The organism is Xanthomonas sp. WHRI 6108, assembly GCF_040202385.2.
In the GTDB taxonomy this organism is placed as follows: Bacteria; Pseudomonadota; Gammaproteobacteria; order Xanthomonadales; family Xanthomonadaceae; genus Xanthomonas; species Xanthomonas arboricola.
The window spans coordinates 2,319,452-2,339,410 of record NZ_CP168198.1 but is presented as its reverse complement, the minus strand read 5'-3'; the positions used below and the strand labels follow the sequence as shown (position 1 = coordinate 2,339,410).

At 63.2% G+C, this 19,959-nt stretch carries 18 protein-coding genes; 11 read left to right on the top strand and 7 right to left on the bottom strand.

What is annotated here, in order from left to right:
* Positions 1-225: 225 nt before the first annotated feature.
* A complete protein-coding gene (locus tag ABQ039_RS09995; RefSeq protein ID WP_102256747.1) occupies positions 226-2,484 on the top strand; it encodes a methyl-accepting chemotaxis protein in 2,259 nt (752 codons plus the stop codon).
* Positions 2,485-2,728: 244 nt separating this feature from the next.
* Positions 2,729-3,004: a hypothetical protein gene (locus tag ABQ039_RS09990; RefSeq protein ID WP_024939953.1), complete on the top strand. Its 276-nt coding sequence runs from the start codon at positions 2,729-2,731 to the stop codon at positions 3,002-3,004.
* 337 nt (positions 3,005-3,341) lie between these two features.
* Here ABQ039_RS09990 and ABQ039_RS09985 read toward each other — a convergent pair whose 3' ends face one another.
* Positions 3,342-4,370, bottom strand: coding sequence for a Gfo/Idh/MocA family protein (locus tag ABQ039_RS09985; RefSeq protein ID WP_054592714.1), 1,029 nt, complete (start codon positions 4,368-4,370; stop codon positions 3,342-3,344).
* A gap of 151 nt (positions 4,371-4,521) precedes the next feature.
* Between ABQ039_RS09985 and ABQ039_RS09980 the strand changes: the two genes are divergently transcribed.
* The 6 genes from ABQ039_RS09980 (at position 4,522) to ABQ039_RS09955 (ending at position 8,408) form a co-directional block, all read left to right on the top strand.
* A complete protein-coding gene (locus ABQ039_RS09980; RefSeq protein WP_349777798.1) occupies positions 4,522-4,737 on the top strand; it encodes a hypothetical protein in 216 nt (71 codons plus the stop codon).
* A gap of 87 nt (positions 4,738-4,824) precedes the next feature.
* Entirely contained in the window at positions 4,825-5,820 is a 996-nt protein-coding gene (locus ABQ039_RS09975; RefSeq protein WP_349777799.1) for an acyl-CoA dehydrogenase family protein, read from the top strand.
* A complete protein-coding gene (locus tag ABQ039_RS09970) occupies positions 5,808-6,569 on the top strand; it encodes a PIG-L deacetylase family protein (RefSeq protein ID WP_184611973.1) in 762 nt (253 codons plus the stop codon). The genes ABQ039_RS09975 and ABQ039_RS09970 overlap by 13 nt, the downstream gene beginning before the upstream one ends.
* A complete protein-coding gene (locus tag ABQ039_RS09965) occupies positions 6,566-7,162 on the top strand; it encodes a class I SAM-dependent methyltransferase (protein WP_024940658.1) in 597 nt (198 codons plus the stop codon). The genes ABQ039_RS09970 and ABQ039_RS09965 overlap by 4 nt, the downstream gene beginning before the upstream one ends.
* A complete protein-coding gene (locus ABQ039_RS09960; RefSeq protein ID WP_184611975.1) occupies positions 7,159-7,845 on the top strand; it encodes a glycosyltransferase family 2 protein in 687 nt (228 codons plus the stop codon). The genes ABQ039_RS09965 and ABQ039_RS09960 overlap by 4 nt, the downstream gene beginning before the upstream one ends.
* A 344-nt stretch (positions 7,846-8,189) precedes the next feature.
* Complete coding sequence (locus ABQ039_RS09955) at positions 8,190-8,408, top strand: hypothetical protein (RefSeq protein WP_349777800.1); 219 nt, start codon at positions 8,190-8,192, stop codon at positions 8,406-8,408.
* A 21-nt stretch (positions 8,409-8,429) separates the two neighbouring features.
* Here ABQ039_RS09955 and ABQ039_RS09950 read toward each other — a convergent pair whose 3' ends face one another.
* Complete coding sequence (locus ABQ039_RS09950) at positions 8,430-9,710, bottom strand: PAS domain-containing sensor histidine kinase (protein WP_184455933.1); 1,281 nt, start codon at positions 9,708-9,710, stop codon at positions 8,430-8,432.
* Between the two features lie 50 nt (positions 9,711-9,760).
* Here ABQ039_RS09950 and ABQ039_RS09945 point away from each other — a divergent pair, with 50 nt between their 5' ends.
* A complete protein-coding gene (locus tag ABQ039_RS09945; protein WP_372358761.1) occupies positions 9,761-10,153 on the top strand; it encodes a response regulator in 393 nt (130 codons plus the stop codon).
* 295 nt (positions 10,154-10,448) lie between these two features.
* Here ABQ039_RS09945 and ABQ039_RS09940 read toward each other — a convergent pair whose 3' ends face one another.
* The 4 genes from ABQ039_RS09940 to ABQ039_RS09925 form a co-directional block, all read right to left on the bottom strand.
* Positions 10,449-11,135, bottom strand: a complete 687-nt coding sequence (locus ABQ039_RS09940) for a thermonuclease family protein (RefSeq protein WP_349777922.1) — start codon at positions 11,133-11,135, stop codon at positions 10,449-10,451.
* Between the two features lie 413 nt (positions 11,136-11,548).
* Positions 11,549-12,874, bottom strand: coding sequence for a sorbosone dehydrogenase family protein (locus ABQ039_RS09935; protein WP_184627770.1), 1,326 nt, complete (start codon positions 12,872-12,874; stop codon positions 11,549-11,551).
* The gene (locus ABQ039_RS09930; RefSeq protein WP_046345946.1) at positions 12,871-13,287 is read right to left on the bottom strand and encodes a hypothetical protein; all 417 of its coding nucleotides are present in this window, start codon (positions 13,285-13,287) and stop codon (positions 12,871-12,873) included. The genes ABQ039_RS09935 and ABQ039_RS09930 overlap by 4 nt, the downstream gene beginning before the upstream one ends.
* Positions 13,288-13,473: 186 nt before the next feature.
* Positions 13,474-14,145, bottom strand: coding sequence for a TraX family protein (locus tag ABQ039_RS09925; RefSeq protein WP_065031373.1), 672 nt, complete (start codon positions 14,143-14,145; stop codon positions 13,474-13,476).
* Positions 14,146-15,141: 996 nt separating this feature from the next.
* Here ABQ039_RS09925 and ABQ039_RS09920 point away from each other — a divergent pair.
* The gene (locus ABQ039_RS09920; protein ID WP_349777801.1) at positions 15,142-15,780 is read left to right on the top strand and encodes a carboxymuconolactone decarboxylase family protein; all 639 of its coding nucleotides are present in this window, start codon (positions 15,142-15,144) and stop codon (positions 15,778-15,780) included.
* 88 nt (positions 15,781-15,868) lie between these two features.
* Here the strand turns inward: ABQ039_RS09920 and ABQ039_RS09915 are convergent, their stop codons facing one another.
* On the bottom strand, positions 15,869-16,144 hold the full coding sequence (locus tag ABQ039_RS09915; RefSeq protein ID WP_184627768.1) for a hypothetical protein: 276 nt from the start codon (positions 16,142-16,144) through the stop codon (positions 15,869-15,871).
* 1,025 nt (positions 16,145-17,169) lie between these two features.
* Between ABQ039_RS09915 and ABQ039_RS09910 the strand changes: the two genes are divergently transcribed.
* Entirely contained in the window at positions 17,170-19,953 is a 2,784-nt protein-coding gene (locus tag ABQ039_RS09910; RefSeq protein WP_349777802.1) for a S8 family serine peptidase, read from the top strand.
* Positions 19,954-19,959 lie beyond the last annotated feature (6 nt).

Genomic DNA, 19,959 nt, shown 5'->3' with positions numbered 1-19,959 from the left:
AAGAGCAGCGCGGATGCGAGCAACGTCTTCAGTATCGTGCTGACGTCGTCGCGCTACCAGTCGGTTTTTTCCTGACCGGCGTGAATAAAAACGCACCCTAAATACGAGCCGGGATGATTGGTTCAAGTTTCCGATTTTTGCGTCGTTATCACGTTGCCGAGGCATTCACGCGAACATCACGCGACCTGCCGCCGGTGCCACCCACTGGACATCAGGACGACCCGCATGACCGCCTATTTGCAACGCTATAACGTCGGGCGCCGTCTCGGCGTCGCCTTCGGCATCCTGATTCTGTTGTCGAGCCTGCTGGTGGCAACCGGCCTGGTCACCATGGCCAAAGCACGACAGCAATTCGATTTCATCGTGCTTGACCGCATGGCCAAGATCCAGATCGGCAACGGCATGCTGGATGCCAACTCATCGATCCTGATCGCGCTGGGCACCTATGCCATGGCCACCAGCGACGAACTCAACAACGAAGCGCTGGCCACCATCAAGGCGCAGCGCCAGCGCTACAACGACCTGCGGGCCAAGCTCGATACGCTGCCCAGCTCCGAGGAAGGTCGCAAGATTCGCGCCGAGATGGACGCGCGACGCGCCATCTCGGGCAAGATCAACGACCAGGTCATGGCGCTTGCCGCTCAAAACGACAACGCGCCTGCGCAAGCCTTGCTCAGCGAAAAGGCACGCCCGGCGACGATGGCGTGGCAGGACAAGATCCGCGAACTGGTGACCCGTCAGGAAGGCCAGAGCCAGCAAGCCTATGCCGATGCGGTAGCGTCGATGAATCGCGGCAAGCTGCTGATCATCTTCGGTGGCATTGCCGTGGTGGTGATCAGCAGCCTGCTCGCCTGGCTCATCACCCGCAGCCTGACCCAGCCGCTTGCACGCGCCACCAACGCCGCAGAGGCGATTGCCAACGGCCAGCTGGACAACGACGTGGAAAGCGACGCCAAGGATGAAACCGGCCGCCTGTTGCGTGCCATGCGTGGCATGCAGAAGCAGTTGCAATCCTTGCTCGACGCGCAGAGCGACATGGCCAGGCGACACGATGATGGCCAGACCAGTTTCCGCATCGATGCTGCGGCGTTTCCTGGCGACTACGGCCGCATGGCCAAGGACACCAATACGCTGGTGGCGTCGCATCTGGCGGTGCAGACCAACCTGGCACGCATCATGGGGCGCTACGCCATCGGCGACCTCAGCGAGAGCATGGACCGCCTGCCCGGCGAGAAGGCGGTGCTGACGCAGACCATGGACGAGGTAAAGGCCAACCTTTCTGCGATGAACCGCGAGATCAAGCAGCTGGCGCAATCCGCAGCCAACGGCGACTTCAGCGCACGCGGCGATGCCGAGCGTTTCCAGTACGACTTCCATGTGATGGTCGATAGCCTCAACCAGTTGATGGCCACTGCCGACGGCAACCTGCAATCGCTGTCGTCGCTGCTGCAGTCCATCGCCGCAGGCGACCTCACCGCGCGGATGACCGGCGACTTCAAGGGCGTGTTCGCGCAGATGCGTGATGATGCCAACGCCACTGCCGCGCAGCTGGCCGAGATTGTCGGCCGTATCCAGCACTCGGCCGTGTCGATCAATTCTGCCGCCAGCGAAATCGCTGCCGGCAATCAGGACCTGTCGCAGCGTACCGAACAGCAGGCCGCCAACCTGGAAGAAACCGCCGCGTCGATGGAAGAGCTGACCTCCACCGTGCGCCAGAATGCCGAACACGCCCGTCAGGCCAATCAACTGGCGATCGGTGCGGCAGGCGTGGCATCGCAGGGCGGCGAGATCGTGAGCAAGGTGGTGGGCACCATGGCCGGTATCGAGGCCTCGTCCAAGAAGATTGCCGACATCATCTCCGTCATCGACGGGATCTCGTTCCAGACCAACATCCTGGCCTTGAATGCGGCGGTGGAAGCGGCACGTGCCGGCGAACAGGGCCGCGGCTTTGCGGTGGTGGCATCGGAAGTCCGCACCCTGGCCCAGCGCTCCACCGCTGCGGCGAAGGAGATCAAGAGCCTGATCGACGATTCGGTCGAGCGGGTCGCCGAAGGCTCGACCTTGGTGCATACCGCAGGCGCCACGATGGCCGAGATCGTAGCCAGCGTGCAGCGCGTGACCGACATCATGGGCGAGATTTCCGCGGCGTCGCAGGAGCAGTCGGCCGGTATCGAGCAGGTCAATACCACCGTGACGCAGATGGACGAAACCACGCAGCAAAACGCCGCGCTGGTGGAAGAAGCCACCGCCGCCGCACGCTCGATGGAAGAGCAGGCCGTGCAGCTGACGCAGGCGGTATCGGTGTTCAAGATCAGCGAGGGCAGCACGCGCACCACGCGGCCGGCACCGCCGGTTGCGGCCAAGCTCAGCGAGATTGCCGGCCGGCCCGCCGCCGTCAAAAGCTTGCCACGCCAGGCACCTGCAGCGAAACGCGCAGTGGCTGCAGGCACCTCGCACGATGCAAGCGACTGGCAGGAGTTCTGATTTGCGGCATCGCAAACGGCCCGGCTCGCCCGGGCCGTTTGCGTTTGAGCGCTGAGCGCATCTGCAACCGACCCATACGCCAAAGCGCTCGATTACCGCAGGTACGAGCACGTGCACGAGGCCTTAACCCGCCCGGCCTATGCTGCGCCGGGCTGGACCGCACGCGGCGCTCTGTTGCGCTGAATATCGATCGCCGTTGTCGTCCATGCCCCCGGAAGATCATAGACATCGCAAAGGAGACTGTATGAAGAAGCTGCACACGCTTATGGCTGTCGGTTGCCTGCTGGGTCTGAGTTCGCCTGCATTTGCCGAGATCGCCAATCTGACCAATAGCGCCGATGGCGCCAATCGCGACGCGGGTATCGCGGCGGTAAAGCAGAAATTGCAGGACGCCTGCAAGTCGCGCAACGGTACCGTGGATCTGGATTCGTTCGAGGTGGTGTTCGAGAGGACCAGTAAGAACCCGGACGTCCCAAAGCCCTATTATGTGGACGCGAAAATCAAATGCGATCTGCCCTAAGCGCGGCGAACAAAATGCGCCTGGCAGTGCTGAAGCGCGTCCATCGCGCATCGCGCACATAGATCACCACAAGGCCCCGCAGACGCGGGGTTTTGTTTTTGCTGCGGCCGGCCCTGCGCGTCGGGCGGCGCTTGAAGAGCGTCGATCCCTTCCTGTTAGTGAAAAACCGCATTGCTGCGCGCTACGCGTTGATCGTCGCTCGCCTGCGCAGCTTGGCAGACAGGCGGGCTCGCATCAGCTGCAATACCTGCTGCATTGGCGATGCGGCGGTGAACAAGGTGCCTGGTCGTACGCCGCTTCTGCCAACGCGCCTTGGCTGCTGCAGACGTCTTACCCGCTATCCCAGCTGTGCCCGCGCCGCATCCAGGGTGGTCATGATCTGGATCACTTCATCCAGCGGATGGAGTGGAGATTCCTTGCGCCCTTCCCCGATGTAACGCGCCGCGGCCGTCGCTTGCCACGACAGGCCCGCGTAGCCACTGATTCCGGTCGGATCCGTCCACGCTGCCGGCATGCTGGCGTGGTCGTTGCCGACCAGGCTCAGCGCGGTCGGGTTGTGGAACTCGCCGGCAAGGTCGATGCGGCCCTGGCTGCCGGTGACATAGGCGGTGGAACTGCTGCGGGCCACGATGGAACTGATCAGTGTGGATTGCGCAGTGCCGCCATGCGACAGCACCATGGTCGAGAAGGCATCCACGCCGGTGTCGGTCAGCGCGCCGGTGGTCGTGATCGCGGTCGGTGCACCCAGGATCATCGAAGAGAACTGCACCGCATACACGCCCAGGTCCAGCAGCGCGCCGCCGCCGAGCGCAGGATTGCGCTGGCGGTGCGTCGCATCGTCAGGGCCGCGTTGGCTCAGATCGGCGAACACATGGCGAAGCTCGCCCAACGCGCCATCGGCCAGCAGTTTCCGCAGCACCGAGGTATGCGGCAGGTAGCGGCTCCACATGGCTTCCATCAGGAACAGACCGCGCTGCCGCGCCTCCTGCACCAGCACGCGTGCATCGTCGGCGCAGGTGGTCATGGGCTTTTCGATCAACACATGCTTGCCCGCGCGCAGCGCCAGCAAGCCCTGCTGCAGATGTTCGCTGTGCGGGGTGGCGATATAGACGATGTCGACATCCCGGTCCTCGACCAGCGCCTCGTAGCTGTCATAGGCGCGCTGCATCGCCCAGGTGCTGGCAAAGGCCTCGGCACGCGCACGCGTGCGCGAGGCCACTGCAAATGGTCGTTGCCCGGTATGGCGGCGCAGCGCGCTCACGAACGCGGAGGCGATCGCTCCAGGCCCCAGCACTCCCCACCGCAACGCGGGCTCGCCGCGCTGCGGCAGGAACAGCTCGGGCTCGGGAAACACTGTGGGCGTCATGCGCTTGGCCTCCTGGATAGCATGTGCGCGCATCCTAGCAAAGCGGGAGCAGCGTTCCCGGTGTGCCGGCCTGCGCAGCGCCATCGTGCGGTGGGAGAAGCCGATCACGGCAGGCGCAACGTGCGGCGCCCTCTGTCGCCTGGCCAAAGACATGCCTGCAGTCCGCGTGCAGACGTTCCGGCGCATCGGCATGGCTGCAGAGGGCGATGCGGCCGTCGGTCCGCACCAGGATCAACGCGCCGGCATGCACCGTCCAATCGGCGGTGGGCGCAGCGCCATCCAGATCCGAGAGTGCGCTCGCGTCGTCGGGCTGCGGCAGGGCCGCAGTTGTTTCCTGAGTATCGATTTGCGCAGCAAGTTGCAGTGATATCCCTGCGCTTCTGTTCGCTTCTCACCTCGAGAACCGTTGTCACGCGTCACACCCCTTGCACCTTGCGCTGCTTAGCGTGGCCCGATGAGCGCACGTATTTCATCGCACACCCTTGCCTTTGCATCGCACACGGACTCTGCCCGCACCGACGGACTCAAGCAGTCGATTGCGGACAAGTGGCTACACATACATCCGACGCTGCCGCTTCCCGGGCGTGGTCGCACCCTGGAGCGCTGGCAGACGCTTGCCGATATCGCGGCAGACGACCTGTGCGCGGCCAAGTTCCTGGAAGCGCATTACGACGCGCAAGCCATCTGTGCCGATCTGGGGGTGGACCTCATCACGCAGACCCAGCGTTGGGCGGTGTGGGCGGCCGAGCCGCCCGGCTCGGATATGCGTTTTTCCGGACAAGTGCTCAACGGCACCAAGGCGTGGTGTTCGGGTGCGGCGCAAGTGACGCATGCGCTGGTGACGACGCGCCAAGCAGGCGCCAGTTGCCTGTTTGCCGTGGCGCTGGATCAGCCCGGCATTCAGATCGACAGCAGTGCGTGGCAGGCGGTCGGCATGCAAGGCATCGAGACGGCCAATGTTCGCTTCTCCGATACGCCAGCGCGGCAGATTGGCGCAGGTGATGCGTACCTGACCCGACCTGGATTCTGGCACGGCGGTGCCGGCATCGCCGCGTGCTGGTTCGGCGCCACCGCCGCGGTTGCCGATGTGCTGCGTGCCTCTGCGCGTGTGAGCAAGGATCCGCATGCCGCCGCGCATCTGGGTGCCATCGATACAGGCCTGGCATCTGCAGCTGCGTTGTTGCGTCAGCTGGCAACGCGCATCGACGCGCAGCCGGAACAGGCACATCTGCGTGGCGTCCTGCAGGTACGCAGCGTGGTCGAAGCGGTGGCGCGCGACACGCTGGATCGGGTCGCGCGTGCGTTGGGGCCAGGCCCGCTGTGCGGCAACCGCGCACATGCGCAGCGTTGCGCCGACCTGTCGGTGTTTATTCGGCAGCATCACGCAGAACGCGACCTGCAGGCGCTGGGCGAGTTATGCCAACAGGAGACATTGCCTTGGAAGATCTAGCCGGGCAGCCCATCGAGGGCACAGGCACGCCGGAAACAGCATGGCGCTCCGCGCCGTACCTGAGCGAGCTGCCACGCGTCACGCTGTCGCAACTGATGCAAGGTAGCCAGCGCCTGGTGGTGGTGGCACCGCACCCGGACGACGAGGTGCTTGGATGTGGCGGGTTGATAGCCGCTGCGCGTACCGCAGGCGTACAGGTAATGATCGTCGCGCTGACCGATGGGGAGCAGGCCTACCCCGACGAACCCGGCTGGCAGCCACAGGTGCTGGGCCCGGCGCGGCGCCTGGAACTGGATGCCGCCGTGCAGCAGTTGGGTGTATTGCCTGGCGCATTGGCCCACCTCGCACTGGGCGATGGCGCGCTGGCGGCATGCGAAGCGCGCATGGCACAGGCCCTCGGCGATCTGATCACTGCGCATGACACCGTGCTGGTGACCTGGGAGCGCGATGGCCATCCGGATCATGAAGCCGCATCGCGTGCGACCCATGCCGCGTGCAAGGCGCAGTCGGCGCGGCGTCTGCAATATCCGGTATGGGCGTGGCATTGGTCGCGTCCGGAAGATGGGGTATTTGCCGATGGCGCTGCCGTGCGCTTCGATCTATCGCCCGCAGTGCTGAGTGCCAAGCAGCGCGCCATTGCGTGCTTTGCCACCCAGTTGGGCCACTGCACGCCACCCGTTGCAGAGCCGATTCTGCCGCCGCCGGTGCTGGAGCGCTTTGCGCGGCCGTTCGAGGTCTTCATCCGATGACCGCGCTGAGCGTTGAGCACTTTGAGCAGATGTACGCCGATGCAGACCCGTTCGGTTATCGCTCGCGCTGGTACGAGCAGCGCAAGCGCGACATCCTGCTCGGTGCCCTGCCCTATCCGAGGTTCGCGCGTGGCTGGGAATTTGGCTGTTCCAATGGCGAGCTAACCGCGCAGCTGGCGCAGCGCTGTGACACGCTGCTGGCGACGGATCTGTCGCAGCAGGCGGTCGAGCTGGCGAGCGTGCGGCTGCAGGCACTGCCTGCGGTCACGCTGCAGCAGGCGGCGCATCCGTCGGACTGGCCGGAAGGGCTGTTCGACCTGATCGTCTTCAGTGAGGTGGGTTATTACCTGAACGCCGCGGCTTTCGAAAAAACCGTGGCGTTGTTCGCCCGCTCGCTCACCGCCAACGGCTGCCTTGTGGCATGTCACTGGCGGCACGACTTCGATGGCGCGTTGCGCAGCGCCGAGCAGGTCCACAGCGCGCTGAACCAGGCATTGGCGATGGACACGCTGTGCTGCTACCAGGATGCGGACTTCGTGTTGCAGGCCTGGATGTCAGGGCCGTCGATTGCGCAACAGGAGCAGCTGCGATGATCGCGGTCACCATTCCGGCGCATAACGAAGAGGATCTGATCGGCAAGTGCCTGAAGTCCATTCTGGTGGCAGCCGCGCACCCGCATTTGGCGGGAGAGCGCGTGGAAATCCATGTCGCGCTCGACCGCTGCAGCGACGGCACCGGCGCAATTGCACGCGCACACGGCGCAAGAACCGTCACTACCGCAGGTGGTGTCGGCATTGCGCGTGCAGCGGCGGCATCGGCCGCGATTGCGCGCGGGGCACGCTGGCTTGCGTTTACCGATGCCGACACCTGCGTGCCGCCGGATTGGCTTTCGGCACAGCTCGATTGCGCGGCGGATGTGTTCTGCGGCGTGGTGGAGGTGACCGACTGGCACGATTTCCGTCCCGAAACACGGCAGGCCTTCCTGGCAAAGGAAATCCGCCGCGACGGGCATCCGCATGTGCATGGTGCCAATCTTGGCATGAGTGTGGCTGCGTACGTGGCCGCCGGTGGTTTTTCTGCGCTCAAGTGCAGCGAAGACGTGGCGCTGGTTTCGGCGCTAGAGCGCGCAGGCATGCAGATTGCCCGCCTGGTCAAGCCGGTCGTCAATACCAGTGCTCGCCGCATCGCCCGCGCGAGCGGCGGATTCAGCGACCACCTGACCCGACTGGAGATTGCCGTCCTGGCTGGCGAGCCGGTACTGGAGAGTCAGGTCTAGCCATCGGGTACATCGTCAGATGTGTCCAGCAACAAGCAGACGTAGTGATGGCCGATGCTGGAGACGATCGCCCGTGGAAACATCGCAGATAACCCCACCACTGCCGTTGCTCGATCGTTTCGGCGCGACAAGCAATCACGACATTCGAGCTCGCATTTATTTGCATAAGCGGGCTGTGCATAAACCACCGCGATTGTGCTCTTCCGATTCCAGGCTACCTGCAGATCATTATCCGCGCTGCTTGCAAATCGAAAACATAGCGATCAAGGTGCAATTGCTCCTCGACTTCATGCAATCGCTTCACGCCGGCCATTACCGCTACCGAGGTCATGATGGACTCCACGATGTTCCGGCAGATTGGTCGTTATCGATTGACTGCACATACGGTTCTGTTGGACGGCGTCTTCTTCCCGGAGATTCTGGTGTCGTTCGACGATGGGATCACCTTGTATGGGCACAGGCGCGAGATGCGATTCGACACGCAACTTGCCGCGCACCACTACGCCAGACAATGGATGGGCAGATGCACCGTGACGCCGCTAGGTATTCTCGAAAGTATCTAGGCGTCGCCGGCATCTCTGATGTCAGCAACCAGTCGGCTCCGCTGCCGGGAAGCCAAGCGTGAAACAGGCGCCCTGCCCTGGCATCGACTGCACTTCAATATAGCCGTCGGCCTGCCTGACCGCCCCATCCACTTGTGCCAAGCCCAGCCCGGTGCCCTTGCCTGCCGGTTTGGTGGTGAAGTAGGCGTCGAACAGCTGATCGCGGATCTCCGGTGCAATGCCGCTGCCATTGTCCTGGACAGAGAGGGTGACATAATCGCCGGCGCGACGACCGGCAGCATCCACATCTGCTAGCGTCCGCGTCGCCACCGTGATGCAGACCCTGCCACGCACCGCGCAGACATCGCGCGCATTGATCACCAGGTTCAACAAGGCCCGTTCCAGCGTGTGTGGATCCGCCAGTACGGCACTGTCGCAAGTCGTGGTTTCCCACTCGACCGATACCGCAGCGCCTGCCGCCTGTTGAAGCAGGGGCAGCAGGCGTGCGACCAGCGCATTGAGCTCGACGCGTTCGGGAGCATAAGGATGCTTGCGCGCGAAGCCCAGCAGGCGTTGCGCCATGACCGAGCCCTGCTGCAGAGCGGTCTCTGCCATGCGCAAAATCTTCTGATCCGCTTCGCCAAGGGCGCCGCGCGACTGAACCACATCGATGGCAGCGCCCGCAGTTTGCAGCACGTTGTTCAGGTCGTGAACGACACCGGCCAACAGTTGCCCCACAGCCTCGCCCTCCTGCGCTCGCTCGGCCACGCGCTCGGCCAGGCGCTGCGCAGCACGTGCAATATCCAGCTCGACCTCGATGCTTGGAGACTGCGCCTCTGCACGTACTTGGTCGTGCGTCGCCGCTGCAGCAGGCTCAACGTGATGGATTGCAGACTCGGTGCGGGCCTGCAGCGTCTGGTTGAGCGTGCGTAGTGCCAGTTGCGACTGCCGGCGTTCGGTGATGTCGCGATTGACCGCCAGCACGCCCTCGATCCGGCCATCCGCGTTACGCAGCGGGCTTGTCGACACCAACCAGCTCTGGAGCTGCCCGTCTGCATTCGTACATTCGGTTTCGAACTGCTGCGACTCGCCGCGCTCGGCAGCAGCGAGCGCCCGCCGCACGCGCGGCCTGAATCGCTTCGGCCATAACGACACCCAGGGCAGACCCACCACAGAGGCGGCATCGACAGACGCCACACGCGCCAGACCATGCGCGTTGACGAACCTGACGCGTCCGTCCAAGGCAATTTCCTTGATGGAATCCAGTGACAGCTCGACGACCTGTCGGTAGCGATGGTCGGGAAAGTCCTGCGTGCTGTTCATGGTTCTCAAATCGATCACGTGTTTTTCGCGTGGGAAACGTAGTGTGATGCATGCATCCTCAGAAAACCTGCTTTATGGGCTCTACAAACGAAAAACTGATTCTTGTCGTCGAGGACGATGCTGACACGCTCGAGTTGGCCACGCTGCTGCTGACCGAGAGCGGTTATGCGGTCGTCACCGCAACCGATGCGCAGGGCGCGCTGGAGCATATCGATAAGCACCCGGCGATCGCGCTGGTTTTTACCGATCTGCAGATGCCGGGGCTATTGGATGGATACGGCCTGATTTCGTATCTGCGCGCGGATGGCAACAATCTGCCGGCGATCCTGACATCGGGTCTGGGGCATTCCCCCAATGGCTTACCCAGCCGGACGACGTTTTTAAGCAAGCCCTACACACGCCGCAGCCTAGTGCAGAATATTGAGGCTTTTGTCGGGCATTAGAGCGGCCAACAGAACTACTGCGCGGCCGTCAGGCGGGCGCGCCCGGTGCTCGGAATCTGCATCACTCCTACGCTTGGGGTTCCGAGTCCCTCGTCCATAGCACCGACGAACGTTGGCTATGTTTTGTCAGCCGCTCTTGGCGTGGCGGTCAGCACGCAGCTCACACCTTGCGGCGCATGTGCATGTTTCAGGTGTGGTGATTGCGCCGCGCTGGGTTGGTTGACCAAAACACCCAGCAGGATCGACAAGCGTCGCGATCAGCTGCTCGACGCTGGATCGCACACCTTGCCAGCCATCAGCGCGCCGCGCGTCGCCAGCCTGCATTGATCGCTTCCTGGCTTGTGCAGAAAAAACGCTCGCCCTTGGCAGGTGAGATGCTGGTCCGCGTGTAATCGCGTTGCCCGGGCATATGGAAGATCTTGCTGCCCTTGCTGGAAATATTGCCCTTGATGGTGCAGTGCGCAGGCGTCTGCGTCTGCACTGCGGCCTGAGCCCGCTGTGTCGATTGCGTGCGCTTGCCGCGTCGGTAATCAGCAGGCATCTGAAAGCTGCCGGCCCAGAGGTTGCGCCGTTGTTGCTGCGCGTTGCGCTCGTCGGCAACGAACGCGGTGGCGTACTCGCGGTAGGCCACCGCCCAACCGGATTGCACCATCCAGCGGTTGACCGACTGCCCCTGCACATAGCACTCGGCCACGATCCGTCCATAGCGATCGGTGTCCTTGGGTTGGCAGCGAACCGTCTTGTCGAGCAGGTAGCCATCCAGTGCGGCAGCGGAACGTCGGCCGCAAGGCCAGGCGCTGCCAGCGTTGCTGGTGCATTGCTGCGCGCTTTCCGGTGCATCGATGCCCCACAGGCGGATACGTTTCTGCGCGACAGTGATGGTGTCGCCATCGGTCACGGTTGCCCGGCCGACCAGCTCCGCTGCGATAAGAGGTGAAGCGAAGAGCGTCACGACAACAACCACCGAACATCTGAACAACATCAACAACAAGCCTCGGGTGATCGGCAGAGCGTGTTCCGTCTGTTCTTGCCTTGGTGATTGCGTCTAGCCGGTTGGCTCATCAGAGGTCCATCGCACTGATGCATGCGTCGTCCAGGTCGACGCGGGGGCCGGCACTGTATGTCAACGGGACGGCGATGCCTATCCCTTGTGCTGGTCCGCCAAGACGGTGCCGCGCTTGGTATTCATCGACGCACATCCCTAACAGTTGCATTCGAGGCCAATCAATCGCGATGCTGATAGACGGCCAACAGAGGCTCGTGCCTTGAAGACCGGCGCCTCTGAAAAGTTAGGTTGTTCCCGATAAGCCCTACAGGTAGCCTGCCCCGCACTCCGGCGCAGGTAACACGTCAAATACTGCCCGGTTCTTTGCAGAACCGGGTAGACAGGCAGGCTTACTGTGCAGCCGCTTGCGGCGCGACAGGCGCCGCATCCGGCGTCACTCGCCAGATCGTATTGGCCAGGTCGTCCGCGACGATCAATGCACCACGTGGATCGAGCGTGACACCGACCGGGCGGCCGCGGGTCAGGCCATCGTCGCCATGGAAACCGGAGACGAAGTCGATCGGGTCGCCCGCCGGGCGGCCATCGCGGAACGGCACGAACACCACCTTGTAGCCCACTGGCGGGTCGCGATTCCAGCTGCCGTGCTCACCGACGAACACACCGTCGGCAAACTGCGTTCCCATCGTGGCCGCCGAAAACGCGACACCGAGTGCGGCGACATGCGAGCCCAGCGCGTAGTCGGGCACGATGGCCGAGGCGACCTTCTGCGGATCCTGCGGCATGACCCGCGTGTCCACGTTCTTGCCCCAGTAGCTGTAGGGCCAGCCGTAGAAGCCGCCTTCACGTACCGAGGTGAGGTAGTCGGGCACCAGATTCGGGCCGATCTCGTCGCGCTCGTTGACTACCGCCCACAGTGCGCCACTGCCGGGCTGGATCGCCAATGCCGTGGGATTGCGCAGCCCAGTGGCATAGCTCTTGTGGGCGCCGGTTGCCGGATCCACCTGCCAGACCTGGGCGCGGTCGACCTCGGCAATCATGCCGCGCTCGGTGATATTGCTGTTGGAGCCGATCGCAACATACAGATAGCGTCCATCGGCACTGGCGGTCAGGGCCTTGGTCCAGTGGTGGTTGATGGCCGACGGCAAGTCGGTGACCTTGCTGGGTGCAGCGCTGGCCTTGGTCTGCCCTTGCTGATAATCAAAACGCACCAGCGCGTCCTGATTAGCCACGTACAGCGCGTTGCCGATCAGCGCCAGCCCATACGGCGCATTGAGCTTGTCGGCAAACACGGTCTTCAGTTCATAGGTGCCGTCGCCATCGGCATCGCGCAACAGCGTCAGCCGGTTGCCGCTCTTGACCGAGGTGTTGCCCTTGGCCTTGATCGCACCGGCAATCACGTCCTTGGGCTTGAGGTTGGGTGCATTGCCGCCGCGGCCTTCGGCGACCAGGATGTCGCCATTGGGCAACACCAGCGTCTGGCGCGGGATGCCCAGACCGGTGGCGATTGCAGCGATGCGGTAACCCGCGGGCACGGTGGGCTTGCGCTCGCCCCAGGCTGCCGGCTCGGCGATGGTCATGTCGGGCAGCAGGCCGCGATCCGGCGCAGGCAGCTCGGGACTGGCGCCGTGTTGTTTGAGCTCGGGCGCCTTGCCGCAGGAAGCGAGTGCGGCGGCGAGAATGGACACCGACAGGACGGTAACGATATGACGCTTCATCGGGCACCTCCCACGCGCAGGCTGGATAGCCCCGACCAGGTTGCAACAAGCGCGAATGCGGTCGCAATCGCAGAAAATACCAGTGCCGCCGGCATGATGGCCCAGGCATCGCGTGCATGATGCAGGGCGTCGAAGAAGCCGACAATCCATGCGGCACCGAGCGCAATCACATAGATCAGGTTGCGGCTTCCGCGAACGAAGCCGACGATCGCGCACAGCAAGGCGATGGTGGTCAATACCATCGCGCCGATCAGCAGCCACGCAGCAAAGTTGGCCCACTGGATCTGATGACTGCTCCAGTAAGCGTAGTCGCTCAGCAAGGCACCGAGAAACAGCGGCCACACACCGCCGAGCACGGCTGCATGGAACGGATGGATGGCCCAGGATCGGGCGGGCATGGCAGTTGAATTCATGGCGGACTCATTGGGCGCGTTGGTGAAACGTGCCCCGATGCTGCCAGCTGCCACGTGATGAGCGCGGTGATGCTGGGTCTTCTCTGCGCGATGGGCTGCTCTGACGCGGAATCCGTCATGCCCCGGGTTCAGACCTCGTTGCCCAAGACTATCGGTCCAAAACAGCATCCCCAGCGCGGGACGCGGCTAACTCACTGTCCAGATGAGGCCGATCACGGCCAAGTGCGCAACGTAATAACCATAAAACGCCCAACGTAGCCGGGGTAGCGGTAATTGCAGCCTGCCGAGCTGCATCAGCGGAAGTGCCAACAAGGCCCAACCATTGCCGTTGTTCCAACACAATAGTCCCATGCAGATCCACAACCTCCACGGCAATTTGGCTAAAGTCGGTTTTGTAGAAGCCAGGCCGACAAGTGACTGCAGCGTTCCGCCAGTGCGAAACCAGCTCCATGCCGCCCCTACAAGCCAAACTCCGATCCATTGATAGTCGACGGCCAGCGGCGCAAGCAGTCCAAGAAACGAGGCCAGCAGCCAGCGGCGATCTTGTATTGACCAGACGAGACAAGTCGCAAGTGCGAAGGTGAAAAGGATGTTGACCGGCAGCAGGAAACCAAATGCCCATACGTGGAACGGCTGTGCAATGAGCCCCCAGCCAGCCAGTCGCTTTACCGACTTCGCGTAGTCGGTTCCAGGTTGCGCGAGATTGAAGGCCATGATCAAAGCGAAAACTGGGAAGGCTATGCGTCCGAGTTCAGATAGAACCGGTACATAGCCATCCAGCAGTGCCTTGACTACATGATCGAAGGTCATAAAAACAAGCGCAATCCATTTCAGGAGCTCCCTGCCGCTACTTGTCATGTTGCCTCTCAAATGTCGTGCTGCAGCAGCCGCAAAACTGCGCACTTGGACAGCCATGGAAGGTGCGGCCAATCCCATCACCATCGCCGCGTGAATTTTTCATCAATCAACTACCGGTAGAAGAACGGTTGTAACTCAAACCGAGCAGGCAATCACCCGCTCTTTGACACAGGCAGCTGATGTGGCTTCTCAACCTGCTGGATTTGTCGCTGCAAAAGCCGACGACAGAATAGTGGAATGTAGGCGCTCTGGCGTGGCGGGCATGGAGACATCCAGCCCCTTCCAAGGCTGCGCTGCTCAAGCAAAACCGAAACCACTCATCCTGCCGAGCGACCGCTGGACCGCTGCCATGACCACAGGTCATAGAAAGATGTGCGTGCTCCAGGCCGCTCTCTACGCTGGGCTCCATCCACTGGAGGAGCAGGCAGATGAAAGCATTCGCAATGATGTTGCTGGCAACCGCGTTGACCATGACCGACACGACCAGCATGCCCGGCCAGCGCCGCTTCAAACAGGGACACAGAATAGGACCGTACCGATGCGATTGCACGAGCTGCATGGCCAGGACTAGCACTGATTCCCTGCCCCGGCGGTTTCGTCAGCAGTACGCATCCAGGATGGCTTGAATTCCAATGCGCGTTCGCAGTGATGAGCGCCATTCATAGGACCATGCAAGCTGGATGGATGGAGCGGCGTTGCATCTGCCTCATGCTGCTTGTCGGTACGTATGGCAAGGAGACGGCGATGAAAAACGCAAGCGTGGTGCGTTCGATTCGACATGGTGTGCGCGCAGCTGGGGCGCCATCTGCATCGCACGGTCCGGCAGTGGATGCTTGGATTCGCGTTGCCTTGCCCCTAGATCGGTGGAGAGATGCGATGCCATGCGCGAGCGCGCTGCGCCGCGCGCTCCCCATGGCTGCGCTGTTGTTGGGCGCAGTTGCCCTGCTCTCTGTTGCCCCCTCCCCCGCGGCAGCACATCCTTCGGAGATCACGTCCATGACGACACACGCCACCTTGTCGCCCAGCCAGCAGGCCATTGCGCCGATTGCCGCGTTTGCGGCCACCGGCGATATCGACCGCTTGAACACCGCATTGGAGGCGGGCCTCGATGCTGGCTTGAGCATCAGCGACTGCAAGGAGGTACTGGTCCAACTGTATGCATATGCCGGGTTTCCGCGCAGCCTCAATGCACTGGCCGCGCTGATGCAGGTCGTCGATGCACGCAAGCAGCGCGGCATCGCCGATGCGCCGGGACACGAGCCCGGCCCGGTACCGAGCGGCGATGCGCTGCTGGCGCTGGGCACCGCCAACCAGACCCGTCTGGCCGGTGCGCCGGTGACCGGGCCGTTGTTTGCGTTTGCGCCGGCAATCGATCAGCACCTCAAGACGCATCTGTTCGGCGACATCTTTGCCCGCGACAACCTGGACTGGGTGAGCCGTGAACTGGCCACGATCAGCGTGCTCGCCGCCCTGGAAGGCGTGGAAGCGCAACTGCAATCGCATTTGAAGATCGGCTTGAACATCGGCGTGACCGAGGCGCAGCTGCACGAACTGGCCCAGGTGCTGGACAAGCGCGTCGGTGCGGCCGCCGGCACACGCGCCAAGGCGGCACTGGCCAAAGCCAGGGCCCAGTGAGCCTGCGGCGGGGTTCGACAACCGCAGCGCATGCTGCCGGCGCGAATGCGGCTGCCCACGGCACCACGTCGAAACCGATCGGGCCCCGCTAAAGCGGCGCCGGGCCAGCCGCCAGCCCCGGCCGCCCACCGGCCTGCTTGACGATCAACTGGCCGATGTATTGCTCGGCCAGCCTGGTGCCGATCTCCAGCGCGGTCTGCAGCGAGCCGAAGGTGGGCGCGGCCGGCAGCGGTACGGGATGCCCACAGACCTGCAAGGTCTCCAACACGATGCGCCGATGCCCGAGCTGTCGAGCGACCACGCGGTACGGCAGGCCCTGGTCGGTGCCTTCCGTGGACATGCTTTCGGTGCAGTGGGTACTCATCGGGCTCGAGCATAGCTGTGATGCCCAAATTTGGCGGCGCGGCAACTTGAACAATTTATGCAGACGCTAGCGCAGCGCCAGCGGCACACTCTCGACAAAACCGCTGCGGCCTGAACAGGCTCGGCCACGTCGCGATGACACCGATGTCGCACCTTGCGTGGCGCACGCAGCGGCGCCGATAAGAACAGAGTCAGAGTAATCGGCTGTAGGGGGAACGCCGAATGTTGGTTCTTCCCCCAAAAAGATCGGCTTGAATATTCTCCCAGCATTCAGCTTGATGGCCTGAAGCGAGGACGTGCCTGTCTCGACGTTTCATTCGGCGCGCTGAATATCCAGCGTTTCTTCGAGCATATCCCTTTGCGCATTTCATGCAGGAAAATCGGGGAATTGGGCACAATGGCAGGGTTCGCTCGCTTTTGGTCAATATAAATGCGGCGGATATATTCGTTCTGCAGCAGAAAATTTAATATAACTTCGATGTCACTGCGATAAAACTCATCCGATCAGGCCCGATACAGAAGAGTCCGTTAGAGCTGCTAACTTACAGTCGAATCCGCTACACCATGTGGGCAATTTACCGACATCTTCGACGCATTTCCTGATTACCTGCGAGAGTCGTCGCATTTAGGATTGCCGCCCCCGGAGATTCGTGACGACTTATTGTCGCGTTCGCTCTGACATTTCCTTGCAGTCGAGCCTGATAAGGCGCTTTTTAATCTGTTTTGGCTATGGACTAAATCGTGAAGTCCTATGCGGGATGTTTTTCTCTGAATAGCAACTGTCCGTTCATGTTTTAGAGTTTACCGGTAGCGCCGTTAAACAATCTCGCAAGCACATGGTTCGATGCATCGGCGCATCACCGTGTTATCCGGAGCGCTTATCTGAGGGGACAGATTCGCGGCGGATAAAGTGAATAACGCGTGAAATCCAACGCCACACCGGCTTTTCCCGGTGCTGGAATCGTCTGCGCCAAATTTTAGAATTTTTGCAGTTGCGGCGCGCTAATTACCGGAATCGACCAACCCATGAATCGCTCGCTACTCGCAACCACGATCGCCTCCTGCCTTGTCCTGACTGCCTGTGGCGGCGGTGGCGGTGGCGGCAATGTCCGCAGTGACCCACCGCAGACCACGGTGGTCGCCCCGACGCCGTCCACTCCCCCAGCGCCCACCACGCCCACGACTCCAACGACTCCAACGACGCCGGACACCACCGCGGCCGACCCGCTGCCGAACACCGCGCCGACGCCGGCACCTGCCCCCGCCCGCTACCAGGGCCTGGCCAGCAACCTGCTGGTGCCGACCAATGCGGATCTGGCACAACAGGCCGGCGCCAAGGGTCAGGGCGTCAAGCTGGCGGTGCTGGACGACAACCTCTATGGCAGCTACGCGCCGATCAGCGACAAGGTCGATACCTCCAACGATTACACCGACACCCCCGGCACCCCGGAATCCGCATCGAACGCGTTGCGCGGCCACGGCACCGTCGTCTCGGCATTGGTGCTGGGCACCGCCCAGGACGGCTTCGCCGGCGGTGTCGCGCCGGATGCGGACCTGTTCTATGCGCGCATCTGCGCCGAAAACTCCTGCGGTACCCAGCAGACCCGCCGCGCGGCGGTGGACCTGGCGGCAGCCGGCGTGCGCATCGCCAATCTGTCGATCGGCGCCTCGTATGCAGATGCAGCCAGCAGTGCCAATGCCGCACTGGCCTGGAAGTATGCGCTGACCCCGCTGGTGCAGGCCGATGCGCTGATCGTGGCCGCCACCGGCAACGAAGGCGCGGCAGAAGCCTCCTACCCGGCGGCGACGCCGGTGCAGGAAGCCAGTCTGCGCAACAACTGGCTGGCCGTGGGCGCGGTCAACATCGACAGCGCCGGCAATGCCGCCGGCCTGACCAGCTATTCCAACCATTGCGGCGCCGCCGCACAGTGGTGCCTGGTGGCGCCGGGCAGCTACTTCGCACCCGCGCTGGCCGGCACCGAGCTGCAGGGCCAGATCGCCGGCACCTCGTTCTCCACGGCCGCTGTAAGCGGCATCGCGGCGCAGGTGCTGGGCGTGTATCCGTGGATGAGTGCTTCCAACCTGCAGCAGACCCTGTTGACCACCGCCACCGACCTGGGCGACCCCGGCGTGGATGCGCTGTACGGCTTCGGCCTGGTCAATGCGGCCAAGGCGATCAAGGGCCCGAGCCAGTTCGCCAGCAACTGGGCGGCAAATGTGACCTCCGGCTACGACAGCACCTTCAGCAATGACATCTCCGGCGCCGGCGGCCTGACCAAGAACGGCGCCGGCAGGCTCACGCTCAGCGGCAACAACAGCTACACCGGCGGCACCAGCGTCAGCGACGGCGTGCTCGCACTGTCGGGCAGCCTGCGTTCGGATGTCATTGTGCTCAACTCGGCCACGTTCGAATCGCGCGGCGGTGTCATCAACGGCGGCTACAGCCTGGCCAACAACACCGGCACCACCGCCATCGAATTGGGCAAGGGCTTGACCGTCACCGGCCAGGCCAGCCTGAAGGGCAACCTGCTGTTGCTGCCGGAAGCGGCTGGCTACAACGTCGGCAGCAGCGAGAAGATCGTCAAGGCCGGCACGTTGCAGGGCAGCTTCGATCGGGTGCAGTACGCCAACAACTTCTTCTGGACTGCTTCGCTCGCCTACGACCCCACCACCGTCACCGCCACGTTGACCCGCAATGCTTCCGCTGCCAGCGCGCAGGCGGCCGGTGCGCCGCAGTCGGTGATCAACGGTGCCACGCAGGCCGATACGCTGGTCAAGGTGCTGGATACGCGTGTGGCCTCCGGCGATACGGATAACCTGGGTGGCCTGATCAGCGCTACCGGCGCGCTGCTGGCGGCCAACGATGCGCAGGTTGCCGCATCGCTGCCGACCCTGGCCGGCCAGGTACACGGCATCGAGCGCACGCTGGGCTTCCAGTCCGCACTCAACGATGCACGTGTGGCGGCCGATCGCCTGCCCTACCTGGCCGACACCACCACGCTGACCACCTGGATGCAGGGCAGCTATCTGGACGGCGAACTGGGCGGCAAGGGTTTCGACTCGGCCGATTACACCCAGCAGGCCACCACCGTCGGCGTGGATCTGCCGATGGGCAGCGCCGGCACCGTCGTGGGTGCGGCGCTGAGTTCGGGGCAGGACCGTGCGCACATCGATGCGTCGGCCAGCCGCCTGCGCTCGGACCGTTACGCGATGACCGCATATCTGTATCAGCCGATCGGCCAGGCGTACGTGTCCGGGATCGGTTCCTACGGCATGAGCAATGTGGACACCGAACGCACGGTGCAGGCCGGCAGCATCGGCGAACGCCTGCAGGATCGCCGCCACGACACCAACTGGTCGCTGCGTGCCGAAGTCGGCCTGATGCCGCAGGCAGGGCTGTCGCCGTTCATTGCCGCAGGCGTGGTCAGCCAGACCCAGGATGCCTTCAGCGAAGCCTCGGCCACCGGGCTGGGGTTGAGCGCCAACAGCGACACGTTGCGTGCCGGCTATGGCGAGGTGGGTGTGCGCGGTCATCTGGTGCGCGGTAAGTGGGGCTTCGATGGCTTGATCGCCTACCGTTCGCTGCTCGGCAATCCGAACTCGGACTTCACCGCCTGGTTCACTGGTCTGCCGGAAGCGCGCTTCAACGTGGCCGGCGAGCCGGTGTCCAAGCAGTCGGCGCGTGCCTCGGTGGGCGTGCGTTACCAGCTCAACGATGCCTTCTCCATCTATGGCAACGTGGGCGCCGAGCGCGGTCGTTCCGATGCCAACAGCATCAATGCCAATGTCGGCTTGCGCTGGCAGTTCTGATCGCGA

Coding starts and splice junctions, on each gene's coding strand:
- ABQ039_RS09920 (WP_349777801.1), top strand. CDS start 15,142: ATGACGACACACGCCACCTTGTCGCCCAGCCAGCAGGCCATTGCGCCG.
- ABQ039_RS09950 (WP_184455933.1), bottom strand. CDS start 9,710: ATGAACAGCACGCAGGACTTTCCCGACCATCGCTACCGACAGGTCGTC.
- ABQ039_RS09945 (WP_372358761.1), top strand. CDS start 9,761: ATGCATCCTCAGAAAACCTGCTTTATGGGCTCTACAAACGAAAAACTG.
- ABQ039_RS09935 (WP_184627770.1), bottom strand. CDS start 12,874: ATGAAGCGTCATATCGTTACCGTCCTGTCGGTGTCCATTCTCGCCGCC.
- ABQ039_RS09930 (WP_046345946.1), bottom strand. CDS start 13,287: ATGAATTCAACTGCCATGCCCGCCCGATCCTGGGCCATCCATCCGTTC.
- ABQ039_RS09910 (WP_349777802.1), top strand. CDS start 17,170: ATGAATCGCTCGCTACTCGCAACCACGATCGCCTCCTGCCTTGTCCTG.
- ABQ039_RS09955 (WP_349777800.1), top strand. CDS start 8,190: ATGTTCCGGCAGATTGGTCGTTATCGATTGACTGCACATACGGTTCTG.
- ABQ039_RS09975 (WP_349777799.1), top strand. CDS start 4,825: ATGAGCGCACGTATTTCATCGCACACCCTTGCCTTTGCATCGCACACG.
- ABQ039_RS09925 (WP_065031373.1), bottom strand. CDS start 14,145: ATGACAAGTAGCGGCAGGGAGCTCCTGAAATGGATTGCGCTTGTTTTT.
- ABQ039_RS09940 (WP_349777922.1), bottom strand. CDS start 11,135: ATGTTGTTCAGATGTTCGGTGGTTGTTGTCGTGACGCTCTTCGCTTCA.
- ABQ039_RS09965 (WP_024940658.1), top strand. CDS start 6,566: ATGACCGCGCTGAGCGTTGAGCACTTTGAGCAGATGTACGCCGATGCA.
- ABQ039_RS09990 (WP_024939953.1), top strand. CDS start 2,729: ATGAAGAAGCTGCACACGCTTATGGCTGTCGGTTGCCTGCTGGGTCTG.
- ABQ039_RS09980 (WP_349777798.1), top strand. CDS start 4,522: ATGCCTGCAGTCCGCGTGCAGACGTTCCGGCGCATCGGCATGGCTGCA.
- ABQ039_RS09915 (WP_184627768.1), bottom strand. CDS start 16,144: ATGAGTACCCACTGCACCGAAAGCATGTCCACGGAAGGCACCGACCAG.
- ABQ039_RS09985 (WP_054592714.1), bottom strand. CDS start 4,370: ATGACGCCCACAGTGTTTCCCGAGCCCGAGCTGTTCCTGCCGCAGCGC.
- ABQ039_RS09960 (WP_184611975.1), top strand. CDS start 7,159: ATGATCGCGGTCACCATTCCGGCGCATAACGAAGAGGATCTGATCGGC.
- ABQ039_RS09995 (WP_102256747.1), top strand. CDS start 226: ATGACCGCCTATTTGCAACGCTATAACGTCGGGCGCCGTCTCGGCGTC.